We start from the raw sequence: 14,916 nt of genomic DNA, 5'->3' as shown, positions 1-14,916 counted from the left end.
GTCAGGCCTCGCCGACGACGACCTGCACCGTCGAGTACTTCCTGCGCAGTTGCTTGAACGGCTGGTACTCCGGCGAGTTCCAGAACTTCTCCACGGCTTCCTTGTTCTCGAACTCGTGGATCACGAGCGTGCGCGGCGACCAGTCGCCCTCCAGCACGAGCGGCTTGTCGTCGATGATGAGGTTGCGGGCCCCCGTCTTCTCGATGAGCGGCCCCACTCCGTCGACGTACTCCTGGAAGCCTGCGGCGTCGGCCACGTTCAGATCGATCACTACGTATGCGGTCATGTGATCAACCGTACGAACCGCCGAGCGGTCTTTCCCATGCGCAGAACGGCCTCGGACATACGCGAAAAGACCACGGCTAGGGTGGAGCGGTGGACGTCTTCACCGATGTCATCGCCACCATGCGCGTGGGTCGCGCCAAGTTCACGCGCTCGCGTTGGAGCGGGCCGTGGGGCCACCGCTTCGGCCCGTACCCCGGCGCGGGCTTCCACGTCGTCCTGCGGGGTTCGTGCTGGCTGATCCCACCGGCCGGCGCACCGGTCCGGCTCGACGCCGGTGACGTGGTCTTCCTGCCGCACGGCGCGCTGCACGGCCTGAGCGACCGCCCGGACCGCACCGCGGCCGAACTGCCGCCCGCGCGCGAGACGGACCACACCGGGGACGATCCCGACGCGGACACGCACCTGGTGTGCGGCGCGTACCGGCTGGACCGCGGCCAGGCGCACCCGTTCCTGCGCACCCTGCCCGAGGTGCTGCACCTGCGCGCCCGGCCGGGCAGGCACCCCGCGTTGCGCGCCGCCGTCGACCTGCTCGGAGCGGACGTCGCGGAGTCGCGGCCTGGTGCGGGAGCCGCCCTGCCCGCGTTGCTCGACCTGCTGCTCGTGTACCTGCTGCGCGCGTGGCTCGAGGAGGAGTCCGAACGCAGTCCGGGCACGGGGTGGTGCGCCGCCTTCAGCGATCCGGTCGTCGCCACCGCGCTGCGTCACGTTCACCGCGAGCCGGCGCACCCGTGGACCGTGAGCGAGCTGGCAGGCCGCGTCGGCATGTCGAAGACGGCATTCGCCCGCCGGTTCACCGCGCTGGTGGGACAGTCGCCGATGGCGTACCTGACCTGGTGGCGGCTGAGCACCGGCGCGCGGCTGCTGCGCGACGGCGACGAGACGCTGGCCGCGGTCGCGCGCCAGGTCGGTTACACGTCCGAGTTCGCGTTCGCGACGGCGTTCAAGCGGGAGTTCGGCGTGCCGCCCGGCAGGTTCCGGCGCAGGTCAGCGCACCTTGATGACGACGGTGCCCGCGGCCTTGTCGTGCAGGCACCGACCGTCTGAGTCCCAGACCAGCGCGGGGATCAGCGGGAAGATGAGGATGGTCCGCAGCAGCGCGCGGGGCAGGTGGACGAACGTCTTGCCGTCGATGCGCGCGACCCGCAGCCCGAACAGCGCGTGCCCCGGTGTGAAGCCGAAGTAGGCCACCGCGATCACGGTGATGACGAACCAGGCCAGCAGGCTCCAGTTCTTCGGCAGGTCAGGGCGCGTGAACACGGCCGCGACGCCCGCGGACAGGAGGAAGTCGACGAGGATGGCGAGCGTGCGCCGCCCGATCGAGGCGATGGAGCCCGGCCCCTTCTCCGGGAAGCCGTGACGCTCGCCGCGCCAGCGCTGCTGCCCGCCGTCGTTCGACTCGTCACCCGGCTCCAGCACCGAGCGCGGTCCCGACAGCCACGAACCGGTCCACCTGCTCACCCCACCAGAGTAAGCCCGTGAACATCGGGTGAGGACCGGCAGGTCGTCTTGCCCCCTCGGACCACCCCGTTAACACTGGCGAAACATCCGAGTGACGGACGGGCAACACCACCGACATACGGTCGCTCGCGATGACCAGCCGTTGTCCATAGTCAAGGAGTCGACGAGGGTGTTCAAAAATTCCGACGAGGTGCTGAAGTTCATCTCCGACGAGGGCGTCAAGTTCGTCGACGTGCGGTTCAGCGACCTGCCCGGCGTGATGCAGCACTTCACGCTGCCGGCGAAGGCGTTCGACGCCGACGCGATCGAAGAGGGTCTCGCCTTCGACGGCTCCTCCGTGCGCGGCTTCCAGTCCATCCACGAGTCGGACATGCTGCTGCTGCCCGACCTGTACACCGCGCGTCTCGACCCGTTCCGCATCGAGAAGACGCTGATCGTCAACTTCTTCGTGCACGACCCGTTCACGCGTGAGGCGTACAGCCGCGACCCGCGCAACATCGCGCGCAAGGCCGAGCAGTACATCACCGACTCGGGCATCGCCGACACCGCGTACTTCGGTGCCGAGGCGGAGTTCTACATCTTCGACTCGATCCAGTTCGACACCACCGCGAACGCGTCCTTCCACAAGATCGACTCGATCTCCGGCTGGTGGAACACCGGCCGCGAGGAAGAGGGCGGCAACCGCGGTTACAAGGTGAAGTACAAGGGCGGCTACTTCCCCGTCACGCCGACCGACCACTACGCGGACCTCCGCGACAAGATGGTCCTGAACCTCGAGTCGAACGGCTTCTCCGTCGAGCGCGCTCACCACGAGGTCGGCACCGCGGGCCAGGCGGAGATCAACTACCGCTTCAACACGCTGCTGCACGCCGCCGACGACCTGATGCTGTTCAAGTACATCGTCAAGAACACGGCGTGGCAGGCCGGCAAGACCGTGACCTTCATGCCGAAGCCCCTCTTCGGCGACAACGGCTCGGGCATGCACACCCACCAGTCGCTGTGGAAGGACGGCGCGCCGCTGTTCCACGACGAGAGCGGCTACGCGGGCCTGTCCGACACCGCCCGCCACTACATCGGCGGCATCCTGCACCACGCGCCGTCGCTGCTGGCCTTCACCAACCCGACGGTGAACTCCTACCACCGCCTGGTCCCCGGCTACGAGGCCCCGGTCAGCCTGGTCTACTCCCAGCGCAACCGCTCGGCCTGCGTCCGCATCCCGATCACGGGCAACAACCCGAAGGCCAAGCGCATCGAGTTCCGCTGCCCCGACTCGTCGGGCAACCCGTACCTCGCCTTCTCGGCGATGGTCATGGCGGGCCTCGACGGCGTGAAGAACAAGATCGAGCCGCCGGCCCCGATCGACAAGGACCTCTACGAGCTCCCGCCGGAGGAGGCCCGCGACGTCAAGCAGGTCCCCGCGACCCTCGACGCCGTGCTGGACAACCTGGAGGCCGACCACGAGTTCCTGCTCGAGGGCGGCGTGTTCACCCCGGACGTGATCGACACCTGGATCTCGTTCAAGCGTGAGCAGGAGATCGACCCGCTGCGTCTGCGCCCGAACCCCTACGAGTTCGCGCTCTACTACGACGTGTGATCGATCGCGCTCTTCCGGAAGGCCCGGCGGGATTCACTCCCGCCGGGCCTTCCGGCTTTCAGGAGCCGAGAAAGGTCACGCTGGTCGACGCCCCTCCCGCGGCCGCACCGACCCGGACGCTCGAGACCAGGACGTCGGCCTCCCCTCCGGTCGGCAGCTTGATCCGGGCCTCACCACCGCTCAGGGCCTCTGCGGACGTTCCCGCACCGGACATCTGCCAGACGCCGTCGGTCACCGTCTCGATCAGGTTCACCCGGTCCAGCTCGGCCCTGCTGCCATCGGGGTAGATGAGCAGGGCTGGTCCCGAGTAGCTGAACATCAGTCCTCCCTGTCAGGCACGCCTACACCGGTGTACACGTGCCGGGGCGGCATCCGGTTCGTGATAGAGCTAGCCCGTGACACAGTGGACGGTGCACGGCACCCGCCGGATCTACGAGTCGGAGTGGATGAGCGTCGACCTCGACGACGTGGAAATCCCCGACGGTGAACGGTTCGAGCACCACGTCGTCCGGCTGCCGCACCCGTCGACCGGCGTTGTGGTCGTGGACGACGACAACGTGCTGCTGATGTGGCGTCACCGGTTCACCACCGGCACGTGGGGCTGGGAGATCCCGGCGGGGCGCTGCGAAGCGAACGAGACGGTGGAGGCCGCGGCCGTCCGGGAGACCGAGGAAGAAACCGGGTACAGGGTGCGGGTCGAGCCGTTGATCACCGTGAACCCGTTGAACGGCATCAGTTCTCACACGACGCACATCTTCGTCGGCACCGGTGCGACGAAGATCGGCGAGCCCGATCCCGCCGAGGCCGCCAAGGTGGAGTGGGTGCCGCTCAGCGAGATCCCCGCGTTCATCCGAAAAGGACTGATTCCCTGCGGGATCACGCTGGCGGCACTGACCACCTACCTCACGCTGCGGACAGCCGGGAGCGAACCTCCATCAGGGCCTCACCGAGCAGGTTGAGGCCTGGCCACGAGGAGGGGTCTGCGGCGCGCGGGTCGTCGGCGGCCAGACCGATGCCCCACACGCGGTCGAGCGGGCTGGCCTCGACCAGGACGCGGGAACCCGTGGCCAGCAGGTAGGAGCGCAGGGCAGGGTTCTGGTCGAACTTCGCCAGGTTGCCGGCGACCACGATGTCCAGCCGTGCGGCGGTCCACGCCGCGTCGTCGAAGCCGGAGACGTGGCGGCCCAACGCCTTCGCCTCGCCAGGGGTCCTGGCGGTCAGCACTCGCGCGGCGATCTCGGTGTCGCCGAACAGCAAAGCCTTGCGCCACATCATGTAGTGCTCGGCGGACGAGAACTCCTGCCCCTCGGCGACGAACGTGCACGGCCACCACTGCGACAGGCAGCCCTTGCCGATGCCGCCGTCGCGTTCGGGCTGGTGGCCCCAGAAGAACAGGAACTTCACGCCGCCACAGTAGGCGGCCTAGGTTCGCTCGTCCTCATCGTTTTCGTCCGCCGTGGGCAGTTCCGGCTCTCGCCACTCCTCGGACCGCGTCGGGCCGCCTGCCCGCAGCTCGTTCTCGAGCTCCTTCTTCAGCTGGTCGTCCTTGGCGAAGCCGTGCTGGTCGCTACCGCGTTGAGTCATGCACCTGGCGTACCCGCTGCGGCGGGCCGAATCACTTCGGGACGGGGATGGCCGGCACGGTGATCGCGGCGCCGGTCGGGGCGAACTGGCCGGAGATCGAGCCGAACGTCAGGGTGACCGAGTTCACACCCGCGCCGAGCTTCTCGTCGAGGATCACGGTGCCCGAGGTCTTGCTGCCCTGGGTCACCAGGCCGTCCCACTTGCTGCTGGAGGCCGCGTAGGTGCGCTTCAGATCGTCCAGGACCGCGATGCCGTCGATGGGGAGGGTCATGCGGGCCTGGGAGGCGTTCGTGGCCGTCACGAAGAGTTTGAGACGGCCTCCTGCCGACTCCACGCGGGTCACCTCGACGGTGAGCATGCCGCGCTGCTGCTTGAAGGAGCCGGTCACGACCTTGACCTCGGCGGACGGCTCGGTCGTTTCCAGTGCGCCGTCAGGGGTCTGGGCCGCGTTCGACGTGGTCGTGGTGGCCCTGATGTTGGGCTGGGCGGCGGAGTTGTCACCGCTCAGTGCAAACTGAATCACACCGAGTGACGCGAGCACCCCGGCAGCCACGCCCGCAATGGCGATCACGGTCTTACCTCGGCGCGTGACCCGACGATGCTGCATGACTTCCTCTGCTCGACCCCCGTGACAAAACACAGCTCCCCCGCTGAGCGCGCCTAGTCTCATATCGAACGGGTGAAACGTCAATGCGCTAGGGTCCGCGCGTGTCTCAAGATGTCGCCGAATTCACGGCTCCGCAGCTGCTCACCACCCACATCGTCGACTCGGCTGCCGAGGCGCTCGAAGCGGTTCAGGCCGCTGACGTGCTCGACCTCGGTGTCCGCGTCTACAACCGCCTCGTTCCCGACGCCGACGACGCCGAGTCGTTGGAGGAGGAGTGGGTGGTCGAGGTCTACACCAGCGCTCCTGCGGTGGACCCCGACTCCGACGAGGACTGAGCAGCCCAGAAAGGTTTGGGGGCACCCCGTCGGGAGTGCCCCCAAAACCTGAAAACAAATGTGAAGTTTTCAGACGGTCAGTACGACTTTTCCGCGCACGTGCCCGCCTTCGAGCAACTTGTGCGCCCTCACCGCCTCCGCCAACGGGAACGTCTGCTGCACCTCGACGCGCAGCTTGCCCGCCGCGACCAGATCGACCAGCCACTGCGTCTGCTCGGCGTTCGGCCGCGCCCAGGTGTTGATCACGCCGTTCTCCAGCGCCCTCGGACCGTCCACAATGGACGTCATCCGCGCCCGGTCCCGCACCAGCCGCAACGACTGGTCGAACGCGACGCCGCCGACGTTGTCGATCACCACGTCGACCTCGCCGTCGCCGCCGACCAGCTCGGAAACCGCGTCGACCAGCGCGTCGCCGTACGCGACGGGCTCGGCGCCGAGCGACCGGACGAAGTCGTGGTTGCGCGGGGACGCCGTGCCGAGGACTCGCGCGGCACCCAGCTCCCGCGCGATCTGCACCTGGAGGTGCCCGACACCGCCGGCGGCCGCGTGCACCAGCACGACGTCGCCCGGCCCGGTGCCGACGGCCTTCAGCGACTGCAACGCCGTCAGCCCTGCCAACGGCAGCGCCGCGGCCGTCACGAAGTCCACGGTGGACGGTTTGCGGGCGATCATCCGGTCCGGCACCGAGATCAGCTCGGCGTAGGCGCCGAACTGGACGTGGTCCTTGCGCGCGTAGGCGAGCACCTCGTCGCCCGGCTTCCAGTCGGTGACACCGATGCCGACCGCCCGCACGACACCCGCCACGTCCCAGCCAGGGATCAACGGCAGGTGGTGCGGCATCAGGCCCTGCAGGTAGCCGGCTCTGATCTTGAAGTCCACCGGGTTCACCCCGGCCGCCCTGACCTCCACCAGGACCTGGTCAGGTCCCAGCAGCGGATCGGGCAGCTCCTGCAACGACATGACGTCGGCGTCGCCGAACTCGGTAAACGCGATCGCTTTCACAGTCCCTCACCGTAGAAGACTCGTTCGGCCACTGCACGTGCGCGGCGAGTCGTGCGGCGATATTCCTCCAGGAACTCCCCTGGATCACCGTTGGGCCGGTACCCCATGACCGAGGCGACGGCGACGAGGTCACGCCCGGACGTCGGCAGCTGATCGGAGGCCTTGCCCCGCACCAGCGTCACGGCGTTGCGCGCGTGCGTCGCGAGGTTCCACGCGGCCGTCAGCGCCGCCGCGTCGTCCTCCGCCAGCAGGCCGGCGGCGACGGCGGCCTGCATGGCGGCCATTGTGGACGGTGTGCGCAACTCGGGCACCGCACCGGCGTGCTGCAGCTGCAACAGCTGCACGGTCCACTCGACGTCGGCCAGCCCGCCGCGGCCGAGCTTGGTGTGCGTGCTCGGGTCGGCACCGCGCGGCAGCCGTTCCGCGTCGACCCGCGCCTTGATCCGCCGGATCTCCCGCACCGACGCCGCGTCCAGCCCCTCGGCCGGATAGCGCAACGGCTCGATCAACGCCTCGAACTCGGCCGCCAGCTCGGCATCGCCCGCCATGAACCGCGCCCGCAGCAACGCCTGCTTCTCCCAGAGCTCCGCCCACTGCCGGTAGTACGCGCGGTACGAGTCGAGCGTGCGCACCAGCGGCCCCTGCCTGCCCTCCGGCCGCAGGTCCGCGTCGACCTGCAGCGGCGGGTCCTGCGACGGCGCGCCGAGCAACCGCCGGATGTTCTCCACGATCCCGCTCGCCCACTTCGCCGCCTCGGCGTCGGACACGCCCTCGAACGGCTTGCACACGAACATCACGTCCGCGTCCGACCCGTAGCCGAGCTCGTGCCCGCCGAGCCGGCCCATGGCGATCACGCTCACCGCGGCGACGGGCTCACCAGCCGCCCGCAGCGCCGCGTCCAGTGCGCTCTGCAGCACCGCTCCCCACACCTCGGAGAGCGAGGCGCACACCGTCTCCAGCGGCATGAACCCCAACAGGTCCGCGGACGCGATGCGCAGCAGCTCGTGCCGCCGCAACGACCGCGCGGCCGCGACCGCGCGCGTCAGGTCGTCGTAGCGGGAGACCGCGCTGCGCAGCGGGTTCCCCACCGAGTGCGGATCACGGCCGACCAGCGCGTCGGTGTCGGCGAGCAGCCGCAACACCTCCGGCGCGCGCATCAGCAGCTCCGGCACGAACTTCGACGTCCCCAGCAGCACCGCGAGGCGTTCGACGACAGCACCCTCGTCCCGCAGCAGCCGCAGGTACCAGGGGGTTTCCGCGAGCGCCTCGGACACCTTCCGGTACGCGAGCAGCCCGCCGTCCGGATCGGGTGTGCCGGCGAACAGGTCCAGCAGCACCGGCAGCAGAGCGCCCTGGATGCGCGCACGTCGGGAAACGCCGTGCGTCAACGCCTGGATGTGCCGCAACGCGCCGTCGGGCGAGGTGTAGCCCAACGCCGCAAGGCGCGCCACGGCCTCCTTGGTCGTGAGCCGCAACGCCTCGGTCGGCACCCCCGCGACGGACTGCAGCAGCGGCCGGTAGAAGAGCTTCTCGTGCAGCCGCCGGACCTGGTTGGCGTGCTTGCGGAACTCCGCGAGCAGCACCTGGCCCTCCGACTTCCGCCCGTCCGCGTGCAGGCCGACGGAGCGCGCGAGCCAGCGCAACGCCGTGACGTCGTCCTCTGCCGGGAAGAGGTGCGTGCGCAGTAAACGCTGCAGCTGCAGCCGGTGCTCCAACGTGCGCAGGAACCGGTACGAACGCCCGAAGTCCGCCGCGTCGTTGCGCCCGACGTACCCGCCCCTGCCGAGTGCGGCCAACGCGGCCGTCGTCGCCTGAACGCGCAGGTCCTCGTCGGACCGGCCGTGCACGAGCTGCAGCAGCTGCACCGCGAACTCGACGTCGCGCAGACCACCGCGGCCCAGCTTGAGCTCGCGGTCGACGAGCCCCGACGGCACGTGGTCCTCGACGCGGCGGCGCATCGCCTGCACGTCCTCGACGAAGTTCTCGCGCTCGGCCGCCGTCCACACGTACGGCCGCACGACGTCGAGGTACGCCTGCCCCAGCTCCTCGTCGCCCGCGACCGGCCGCGCCTTGAGCAGCGCCTGGAACTCCCAGGTCCGCGCCCATCTCTGGTAGTAGGACGCGTGCCCGTCGAGCGTGCGGACCAGCGCGCCCGCCTTGCCCTCCGGCCGCAGCGCCGCGTCGACCTCGAAGCACGACTGCCCCGCGATCTGCATCATCGTGCTGGCCAGCCGGGTCGCGACGCCCAGGTCGCCCTCGGCGACGAACACGACGTCGACGTCGCTCACGTAGTTCAGCTCGTTCGCGCCGCACTTGCCCATCGCGATCACCGCGAGCCGGCAGCGGTCCGCGCCGTTGACGCGTTCCGCGGCGAGCTTCAACGACGTCCGCAACGCCGACACCGCGAGGTCCGACAGCTGCGCGGCCACCGTGTCGTACGGCACGTACGGCAGTTCGGGCTCCACGACGTGCGCCAGGTCGTTGGCCGCCACGAGCAGCAGCTTCGCGCGGTACTCGGTGCGCAGCACGGCGCCGTCCGGCAGGTCCAGCGACACGTCGACCTCGTCGGTGAGCGACCGCCACCGGTCGGGGTTCACGACCAGGAAGTCCGACAGCGCCGTCGACGAGCCGAGCACGGCGAGCAGCCGGCCGCGCAGGACGACGTCCTCGTGCAGCGCGACCGACAGGGCGTCCCAGTCGGCGGCCGAGTGCAGGCGTTCGAGCCCGCGCAACGCGAGGTCGGGGTCGGGACAGCGGGACAGCGCCGCCAGGACCGGCTCGGAGCCGTCCGCGGGGCGGCGGTCAGCCCACAGGCCGAGGCCGCGCAGCACCTCTTCGCTACGCGGCTCGGTGAGCCCGAATCTTGCTGGTGACGCGGCGCGGAACGGTTCGCTCATCAGGAGCCAACCTAGTCCTCACCGCGCTAGAAGACGATCAGAGAGAGCGCGTACAGCACGACGGCGACACAGCCGGCGAAGCTCGCGTACGCGGGAACCTTCTTGTTGCCCGACAGCGCCCTGATGCCGAGCACGAACAACGTCACGACGAGCAGGGTGACCAGCAGCGTGGCGCCGAAGACCTGGAGCAGCGCCTCCCACTTGATCGTCATGCCGCCACCTTGTGCAGCTCGGCCTGGGCAGCGACCTCGTCGACGATGTGCTCCGGCTTCACCGGCTCGCGCCGCGACAGGATCCAGATGCCGATCGCCACGGCACCGCCGATCACGGCGACCCCGATGACCCCGCTGGTGCCGGTCGACGCCCACTTGCCCGCGATGGCACCGACGATGCCCGCGGCGGGCAGCGTGAGCAGCCAGCCGGCGGCCATCTTGCCCATGGTGCCCCACCTGACACCGTGTCGATCACGACCGAGGCCGGAGCCCATGATGCCGCCGGACGCGACGTGCGTGGTCGACAGCGCGAACCCGAGGTGCGACGACGCGAGGATCGCCGTGGCGGTCGAGGTCTGCGCCGCGAAGCCCTGGGCGGGCTCGATCGTGGTGAGGCCGCGGCCGAGGGTGTGCGTGATGCGCCAGCCGCCGAGGTAGGTGCCGAGCGCGATCGCGAGACCGGCGCTGACGATCACCCAGGTGGGCGGGGCGGAGCCGGGCGCGAGCGAACCGGACGTGATCAGCGCGAGCGTGATGATGCCCATGGTCTTCTGCGCATCGTTCGTGCCGTGCGCGAGAGACACCAGCGACGCCGACGCGACCTGCCCGACCTTGAACCCGGTGTGCGAGACGCGCGGATCCGCCGCCCGCTTGAGGCGGTAGACGATGATCGTCGCCGCCGCCGCGACGATGCCGGCGACCAGCGGCGCGACGACCGCGGGCACCAGCACCTTGTCGACGACCTTGGCGAAGTGGATGGCGTCCACACCGGACGCGACCCACGCGGCGCCGATCAGACCGCCGAACAGCGCGTGCGACGAGCTCGACGGCAATCCCACGTACCAGGTGACGAGGTTCCACATGATCGCGCCGACCAGCCCGCCGAAGATGACGGCGGGCGTGATCTGGGCGTCGTCGACGATCCCGCCGGAGATGGTCTTGGCCACCTCGACGGACAGGAAAGCGCCGACGAGGTTGAGAACCGCCGACAGCGCGACCGCCGTGCGGGGCTTCAGCGCACCGGTGGCGATGGAGGTGGCCATGGCGTTGGCCGTGTCGTGGAACCCGTTGGTGAAGTCGAAGATGAGAGCAGTGACAACGACGATGATCACTACAAGAGCGGGATCCACACTGATCCTCCGGCTGGATCGAACAAGGTGCTCGATGGATGACGGTACCGGGTATTCAGGATGCCCTATAACCTACGAAAGTAACGTCACACCAACGGAAGTTGTGTGCCCGAACACCCCGCGGGCGCCAGTTCTCCCCGCACCAGCTTCGCGAATCGGGCCACGAACGGCTGCCACACTTCCTCGAAGTCGCGGTGCGCCTCGGCGAGGAAGTCCGGTTCGAAGTGCCGCGGCCGCGCACACGCCGCCGATTCAGGATCCTTGGCCGCCCAGTTCAAGACGATTTCCGGTGTCGTCTCGATGTGGAACTGCAGCCCGTACGCACTCGTTCCGACCCGAAAGGCCTGGTTCGGATATTTCGGCGACGCCGCCAGATGTTCCGCGCCTGGCGGCAGCACGTGCACCTCGTCACCGTGGAACTGCAGCACGTCCGGCGTCCACGGCAGATCCGCGAACAACGGATCGTTCCCCGCGACATCGCGCTTCGCCACGAGCAGCACCCCGACCTCGGGCCCCTGCGGTCCCTTCCGGACCTGTCCACCGGTGGCCACCGCGAGCAGCTGCGCCCCGAGACAGATCGCGAGCGTCGGCACCCGCTGCGCGACGGCGTTGCTCAACAACCGCCGCGCGTCGGCGAGCCACGGGTGCCGGACGTCGTCCAGCGCCCCCATCTCGCCACCGAGGCAGATCACGCCCTGGTAGCCGTCAAGCGTTTGCGGTGCGGGCTCGTCCTGCAGCGACACGAGGTGCAACTCGATGCCGTCGGCCTCCAGCCAGTCCCCCAGCTTGGCCAGCGGGTCGGACTGCGAGGGCTGCAGGACGAGCAAACGCGGTGCGGTCACGCATGTGAGCCTATGTCGGCTTGACTCAGCAATGACACGCGACCTTAGAAACACCGGCCAGGGCCTGCGCATCCGACTCGACCGGGTACCCGGCCTCCTTCCAGGCCGTGATGCCCCCGGCCAGCCGCTTCACCCGGAACCCCCGCTGCGCGAGTGCGAGCGCCCCCTTGGTCGCGGCGTTGCACTGAAAGCTCTCGCAGTAGCAGATGTAGACCAGGTTCGGGTCGAGGTCGAGCTGGTCGGGCAGGTCGCGGTAGGGCAGGTTGATGGCACCCGGAATGCGGGCCTGCGCGAACGCCTCGGGACTCCGCGTCTCCACCAGGACGTACCCGGCCGTGTTCCCGTCGAGCAGATCGCGGTGGACGTCGTCGGGGTCGGCCTCCAGCGCGAGCTCCGCGGCGAAGAAGACCACGGCGGCGGTCGGGTCGGCGGCGGGAAAGCGCAGTGCGTTCGTCATGACCATGATCCTGCTGGGACGACTCCAGTTTGGACATGCGAATGTCAAGGCGTCGACGGCCTTCTACCTATGATTCCCAGGTGGAACTCGACGCCGTGGACTGGAAGATCCTGTCGCTCCTGCAGACGGACGGCCGCATGTCGTTCACCGCGCTGGGCCGCGAGGTGCGCCTGTCCGCCCCGGCCGTGACCGAACGGGTGCGCCGCCTCGAGTCGCTGGGCGTGATCACGGGCTTCACCGCGGTGGTCTCCCCCTCCCGCCTGGGCCTGCCGATCGAGTCGATCGTGCGGGTGCGAGTCCGCTCCCTGGACACGCCGCGCTTCCGCGACACCGTCCTGGCACTGCCGCAAATCCTGGACGCGGACCACGTGACGGGAGATGACTGCTGGCTGCTGCGAGTCGTGTGCCGCTCGATGGTGGAGCTCGAAGACCTGGTCGAGGTGATGCAACGCTACGGCGACACGACCACGTCCCTGGTCTTCTCCTCGCACGTGCGGAACCGCCCGCTGGGCCCGGACCTCTTCACGCCCCCGAGCGGCTGACGGCGAAGCGCACTCACCACCTGTACTCGGACCAGTCGGACACCGGCCGGAAGCCGATTCCCTGATACACGGAGTTGGCGGTGGGGTTGGCCAGATCCGCGGTCAGCACCACGTGCTCGGCCCCGGCACCGTACGCCCAGCGGCTGACCGCGGCGGTCACCGCGGCCCCGTACCCGTGCCGGCGATGCTCAGGCGGCGTGTAGACCGGCCCGACCCGAGACACCCCGGCAACCGGCATCGTGGTCCCGGCCCAGGCGACCACCACGCCGTCGACCTCCCACAACACGTGCCCGGCCGGCATCGTCCTGCTGCCCCGCATCACCTTCTCGGCCTCGTCCCGCTCAAGCCCGTCCAGCTCGGCGACGAAGCGCACCCACCACTCGGTGATCAGGCTGTCGTCCTCGGCGGTGGCGAGGCGGGATTCGCCGTCGACCGCGGGGATGACGAGCTCCCCCAACTGGTACAGCCGCAGCCGATAGGTCTCCCGGCCACCGTCACGCCACAGAACCCGGAAGGCCTCGACGCGGTCCACCGGCCCGGTGACGGCGTCGATCGGCTGGCCGCGCAGGACTTCGGCCACCACCGGGGCCGCGGCGACGGGCATCGCGGCCACGTGGAGGGGCCGGTCCTGCATCCGGGTGGCGGCGCCTACAAGGGTTCCGTTGGAGTGCAACGAGAGCAGGGCGGCCGGTGGGCGGATGCCGCGGAGGGCCGAGTCCACTGTGGTCAGGTGGACGCTGTGGTTCACCGGGTCGGCGTCGAGGAAGTCGCCGGCCACCGCCAGGAAGTCGTCGAGGGTGTTGTGGACTAGCGCTTCCACCAGTACTCCGCCCAGTCGTCGAGTGGTTGGTAGCCGATGCGTTGGTAGATGGAGTTGGAGATCGGGTTGGTCAGGTCGGCGAAGAGGAGGACTTCGGCAGCGCCCTGGTCCAAAGCCCACTGGCTGGCCATGGCGCTCACCGCGGCGCCGTAGCCGTGTCGGCGGTGTTCCGGCGGGGTGTAGACCGGGCCGATTCTGGTCATGCCGGCTTGCGGGATGCTGGCCGCGGCCCAGGCGACCGGGGTGCCGTCGAGCTCCCAGAGGGCGTGGCCGTTGCCCAGGCGCAGGGAGGTGCGCATCACCTCGGCCGGGTGTTCGTCCGGGCCCTCCGGCACGGCTTCCGCGACGAAGGCCGCGCGCCAGGCGCCCAGGAGCTCCGCGTCGTCTTCGGTGGCCATGCGGCCTGCGCCGGGGACGGTGGTGGGCGGGGCGAGGGTGCCCAGGCGGTACAGCCTGGTAGCCAGGGATTCGGTGAACGTCTCGCCCGACGCCTCGGCGTAGGCGGTGGCGAAGGCGTGTGATCTTTGCCGCGGACCGGTGACGCCGGGGGCGTCCTGGTCGATCTCGCGGGCCACCTGCACGGCCAGGGTTGCCGCGGCGACCGGGAGGTCGGCTACCTGGAACGGCCAGGGCGGCGTGCGGATCAGGGAGCCGACGACCTCGCCGTTGTCGTGGAAGGTGATCAGGATCGGAGGCTCGGCTGTGGCCGGCAGGCGGCGGATGCGGTCGAGTGAGGTCAGCGCCACCGTGTTGCACACCGGATCGGCTGCGAGCCGATCGTGGGTGGCGGCGTCGAAGGAGGCCAGGGTGGTGTGCACGACCGCGTCCATGACTTCATGAGACCAGGGCGGGCAAGCGAAAATCTGGTGCGGACATGCAGAAGACCCCTGCGGGGAGCACGTTGGTGCTCGACCCGCAGGGGTCTTCTGGAAAATTGTCCGGCGGCGACCTACTCTCCCACACCGTAACCAGTGCAGTACCATCGGCGCAGAAGGGCTTAACTACCGGGTTCGGAATGGGACCGGGTGTTTCCCCAACGCTATAACCACCGAAACTCTGTGGAGTTGTACCTGCGGCGATCGGTGCCGCTCGGTTCTTCCAGAACCGCACAGTGGATGCGTAGCGTCTTCGTAACAAGTCCTCGGCCTATT

19 protein-coding genes and 1 rRNA gene are annotated in these 14,916 nt (G+C 69.3%); 5 read left to right on the top strand and 15 right to left on the bottom strand.

The features are described 5' to 3' along the window. Window position 1: 1 nt before the first annotated feature. The gene (locus IEZ09_RS22705; protein ID WP_189255758.1) at window positions 2-286 is read right to left on the bottom strand and encodes a DUF1330 domain-containing protein; all 285 of its coding nucleotides are present in this window, start codon (window positions 284-286) and stop codon (window positions 2-4) included. An 89-nt stretch (window positions 287-375) separates the two neighbouring features. On the opposite strand from IEZ09_RS22705, the gene IEZ09_RS22700 reads away from it, so the two are divergent. Beyond that, the gene (locus tag IEZ09_RS22700; RefSeq protein WP_189255757.1) at window positions 376-1,329 is read left to right on the top strand and encodes an AraC family transcriptional regulator; all 954 of its coding nucleotides are present in this window, start codon (window positions 376-378) and stop codon (window positions 1,327-1,329) included. Here IEZ09_RS22700 and IEZ09_RS22695 read toward each other — a convergent pair. Next, window positions 1,270-1,743: an RDD family protein gene (locus IEZ09_RS22695; RefSeq protein ID WP_189255756.1), complete on the bottom strand. Its 474-nt coding sequence runs from the start codon at window positions 1,741-1,743 to the stop codon at window positions 1,270-1,272. The genes IEZ09_RS22700 and IEZ09_RS22695 overlap by 60 nt on opposite strands. A 169-nt stretch (window positions 1,744-1,912) precedes the next feature. Between IEZ09_RS22695 and glnA the strand changes: the two genes are divergently transcribed. Further along, window positions 1,913-3,337: a type I glutamate--ammonia ligase gene (gene glnA / locus IEZ09_RS22690; RefSeq protein ID WP_189255755.1), complete on the top strand. Its 1,425-nt coding sequence runs from the start codon at window positions 1,913-1,915 to the stop codon at window positions 3,335-3,337. Window positions 3,338-3,395: 58 nt separating this feature from the next. Here glnA and IEZ09_RS22685 read toward each other — a convergent pair whose 3' ends face one another. Then, window positions 3,396-3,656, bottom strand: a complete 261-nt coding sequence (locus IEZ09_RS22685; protein ID WP_189255754.1) for a hypothetical protein — start codon at window positions 3,654-3,656, stop codon at window positions 3,396-3,398. 76 nt (window positions 3,657-3,732) lie between these two features. On the opposite strand from IEZ09_RS22685, the gene IEZ09_RS22680 reads away from it, so the two are divergent. Beyond that, window positions 3,733-4,296 carry an NUDIX hydrolase gene (locus IEZ09_RS22680; RefSeq protein WP_229812850.1) on the top strand — a complete coding sequence of 188 codons (564 nt, stop codon included), beginning with the start codon at window positions 3,733-3,735 and terminating at the stop codon, window positions 4,294-4,296. On the opposite strand, the gene ybiA is transcribed toward IEZ09_RS22680, so the two are convergent. Genes ybiA through IEZ09_RS22665 form a run of 3 tightly spaced genes read right to left on the bottom strand, consistent with a single transcriptional unit; the run spans window position 4,241 to window position 5,492 of the window. Continuing rightward, window positions 4,241-4,741, bottom strand: coding sequence for a riboflavin biosynthesis intermediates N-glycosidase (gene ybiA, locus IEZ09_RS22675; protein ID WP_189255753.1), 501 nt, complete (start codon window positions 4,739-4,741; stop codon window positions 4,241-4,243). The two genes, IEZ09_RS22680 and ybiA, sit on opposite strands and share 56 nt — an antisense overlap. Window positions 4,742-4,759: 18 nt before the next feature. Beyond that, a complete protein-coding gene (locus IEZ09_RS22670; protein ID WP_189255752.1) occupies window positions 4,760-4,921 on the bottom strand; it encodes a hypothetical protein in 162 nt (53 codons plus the stop codon). Between the two features lie 31 nt (window positions 4,922-4,952). After that, window positions 4,953-5,492, bottom strand: a complete 540-nt coding sequence (locus IEZ09_RS22665) for a hypothetical protein (protein WP_189255751.1) — start codon at window positions 5,490-5,492, stop codon at window positions 4,953-4,955. A 137-nt stretch (window positions 5,493-5,629) separates the two neighbouring features. Between IEZ09_RS22665 and IEZ09_RS22660 the strand changes: the two genes are divergently transcribed. Continuing rightward, window positions 5,630-5,863, top strand: coding sequence for a hypothetical protein (locus IEZ09_RS22660; protein WP_189255750.1), 234 nt, complete (start codon window positions 5,630-5,632; stop codon window positions 5,861-5,863). 69 nt (window positions 5,864-5,932) lie between these two features. Here the strand turns inward: IEZ09_RS22660 and IEZ09_RS22655 are convergent, their stop codons facing one another. The 6 genes from IEZ09_RS22655 to IEZ09_RS22630 all read right to left on the bottom strand — a co-directional run bounded on the left by IEZ09_RS22655 (window position 5,933) and on the right by IEZ09_RS22630 (window position 12,403). Next, the gene (locus tag IEZ09_RS22655; RefSeq protein WP_189255749.1) at window positions 5,933-6,865 is read right to left on the bottom strand and encodes an NADP-dependent oxidoreductase; all 933 of its coding nucleotides are present in this window, start codon (window positions 6,863-6,865) and stop codon (window positions 5,933-5,935) included. Beyond that, complete coding sequence (locus tag IEZ09_RS22650; RefSeq protein WP_189255748.1) at window positions 6,862-9,762, bottom strand: bifunctional [glutamine synthetase] adenylyltransferase/[glutamine synthetase]-adenylyl-L-tyrosine phosphorylase; 2,901 nt, start codon at window positions 9,760-9,762, stop codon at window positions 6,862-6,864. Before IEZ09_RS22650 ends, IEZ09_RS22655 begins: the two co-directional genes overlap by 4 nt. A gap of 26 nt (window positions 9,763-9,788) precedes the next feature. Next, window positions 9,789-9,974, bottom strand: a complete 186-nt coding sequence (locus IEZ09_RS22645) for a hypothetical protein (RefSeq protein WP_189255747.1) — start codon at window positions 9,972-9,974, stop codon at window positions 9,789-9,791. Continuing rightward, on the bottom strand, window positions 9,971-11,104 hold the full coding sequence (locus IEZ09_RS22640; RefSeq protein ID WP_189255746.1) for an inorganic phosphate transporter: 1,134 nt from the start codon (window positions 11,102-11,104) through the stop codon (window positions 9,971-9,973). The genes IEZ09_RS22645 and IEZ09_RS22640 overlap by 4 nt, the downstream gene beginning before the upstream one ends. Before the next feature lie 86 nt (window positions 11,105-11,190). Next, window positions 11,191-11,946, bottom strand: a complete 756-nt coding sequence (locus IEZ09_RS22635) for a type 1 glutamine amidotransferase (protein ID WP_229812849.1) — start codon at window positions 11,944-11,946, stop codon at window positions 11,191-11,193. 25 nt (window positions 11,947-11,971) lie between these two features. Beyond that, window positions 11,972-12,403, bottom strand: a complete 432-nt coding sequence (locus tag IEZ09_RS22630) for a rhodanese-like domain-containing protein (protein WP_189255744.1) — start codon at window positions 12,401-12,403, stop codon at window positions 11,972-11,974. An 80-nt stretch (window positions 12,404-12,483) separates the two neighbouring features. Between IEZ09_RS22630 and IEZ09_RS22625 the strand changes: the two genes are divergently transcribed. Further along, complete coding sequence (locus IEZ09_RS22625; RefSeq protein ID WP_189255743.1) at window positions 12,484-12,945, top strand: Lrp/AsnC family transcriptional regulator; 462 nt, start codon at window positions 12,484-12,486, stop codon at window positions 12,943-12,945. Between the two features lie 13 nt (window positions 12,946-12,958). Here the strand turns inward: IEZ09_RS22625 and IEZ09_RS22620 are convergent, their stop codons facing one another. The 3 genes from IEZ09_RS22620 to rrf all read right to left on the bottom strand — a co-directional run bounded on the left by IEZ09_RS22620 (window position 12,959) and on the right by rrf (window position 14,818). Further along, entirely contained in the window at window positions 12,959-13,765 is an 807-nt protein-coding gene (locus IEZ09_RS22620; RefSeq protein WP_189255742.1) for a GNAT family N-acetyltransferase, read from the bottom strand. After that, window positions 13,753-14,595, bottom strand: a complete 843-nt coding sequence (locus IEZ09_RS22615) for a GNAT family N-acetyltransferase (protein WP_189255741.1) — start codon at window positions 14,593-14,595, stop codon at window positions 13,753-13,755. Before IEZ09_RS22615 ends, IEZ09_RS22620 begins: the two co-directional genes overlap by 13 nt. A 106-nt stretch (window positions 14,596-14,701) precedes the next feature. Next, window positions 14,702-14,818, bottom strand: a 5S ribosomal RNA gene (rrf, locus tag IEZ09_RS22610). Window positions 14,819-14,916: the final 98 nt, after the last annotated feature.

Origin of the sequence: Lentzea flava, from assembly GCF_014648475.1 — a bacterium.
GTDB classification, from domain to species: Bacteria; Actinomycetota; Actinomycetes; order Mycobacteriales; family Pseudonocardiaceae; genus Lentzea; species Lentzea flava.
This window is presented reverse-complemented; position numbering and strand designations above follow the sequence as displayed.

Excerpts from the sequence above, each read along its gene's own strand:
- IEZ09_RS22705 (WP_189255758.1), bottom strand. The coding sequence starts at position 286 with ATGACCGCATACGTAGTGATCGATCTGAACGTGGCCGACGCCGCAGGC.
- IEZ09_RS22685 (WP_189255754.1), bottom strand. The coding sequence starts at position 3,656 with ATGTTCAGCTACTCGGGACCAGCCCTGCTCATCTACCCCGATGGCAGC.
- IEZ09_RS22670 (WP_189255752.1), bottom strand. The coding sequence starts at position 4,921 with ATGACTCAACGCGGTAGCGACCAGCACGGCTTCGCCAAGGACGACCAG.
- IEZ09_RS22650 (WP_189255748.1), bottom strand. The coding sequence starts at position 9,762 with ATGAGCGAACCGTTCCGCGCCGCGTCACCAGCAAGATTCGGGCTCACC.
- IEZ09_RS22645 (WP_189255747.1), bottom strand. The coding sequence starts at position 9,974 with ATGACGATCAAGTGGGAGGCGCTGCTCCAGGTCTTCGGCGCCACGCTG.
- IEZ09_RS22630 (WP_189255744.1), bottom strand. The coding sequence starts at position 12,403 with ATGACGAACGCACTGCGCTTTCCCGCCGCCGACCCGACCGCCGCCGTG.
- IEZ09_RS22615 (WP_189255741.1), bottom strand. The coding sequence starts at position 14,595 with ATGGACGCGGTCGTGCACACCACCCTGGCCTCCTTCGACGCCGCCACC.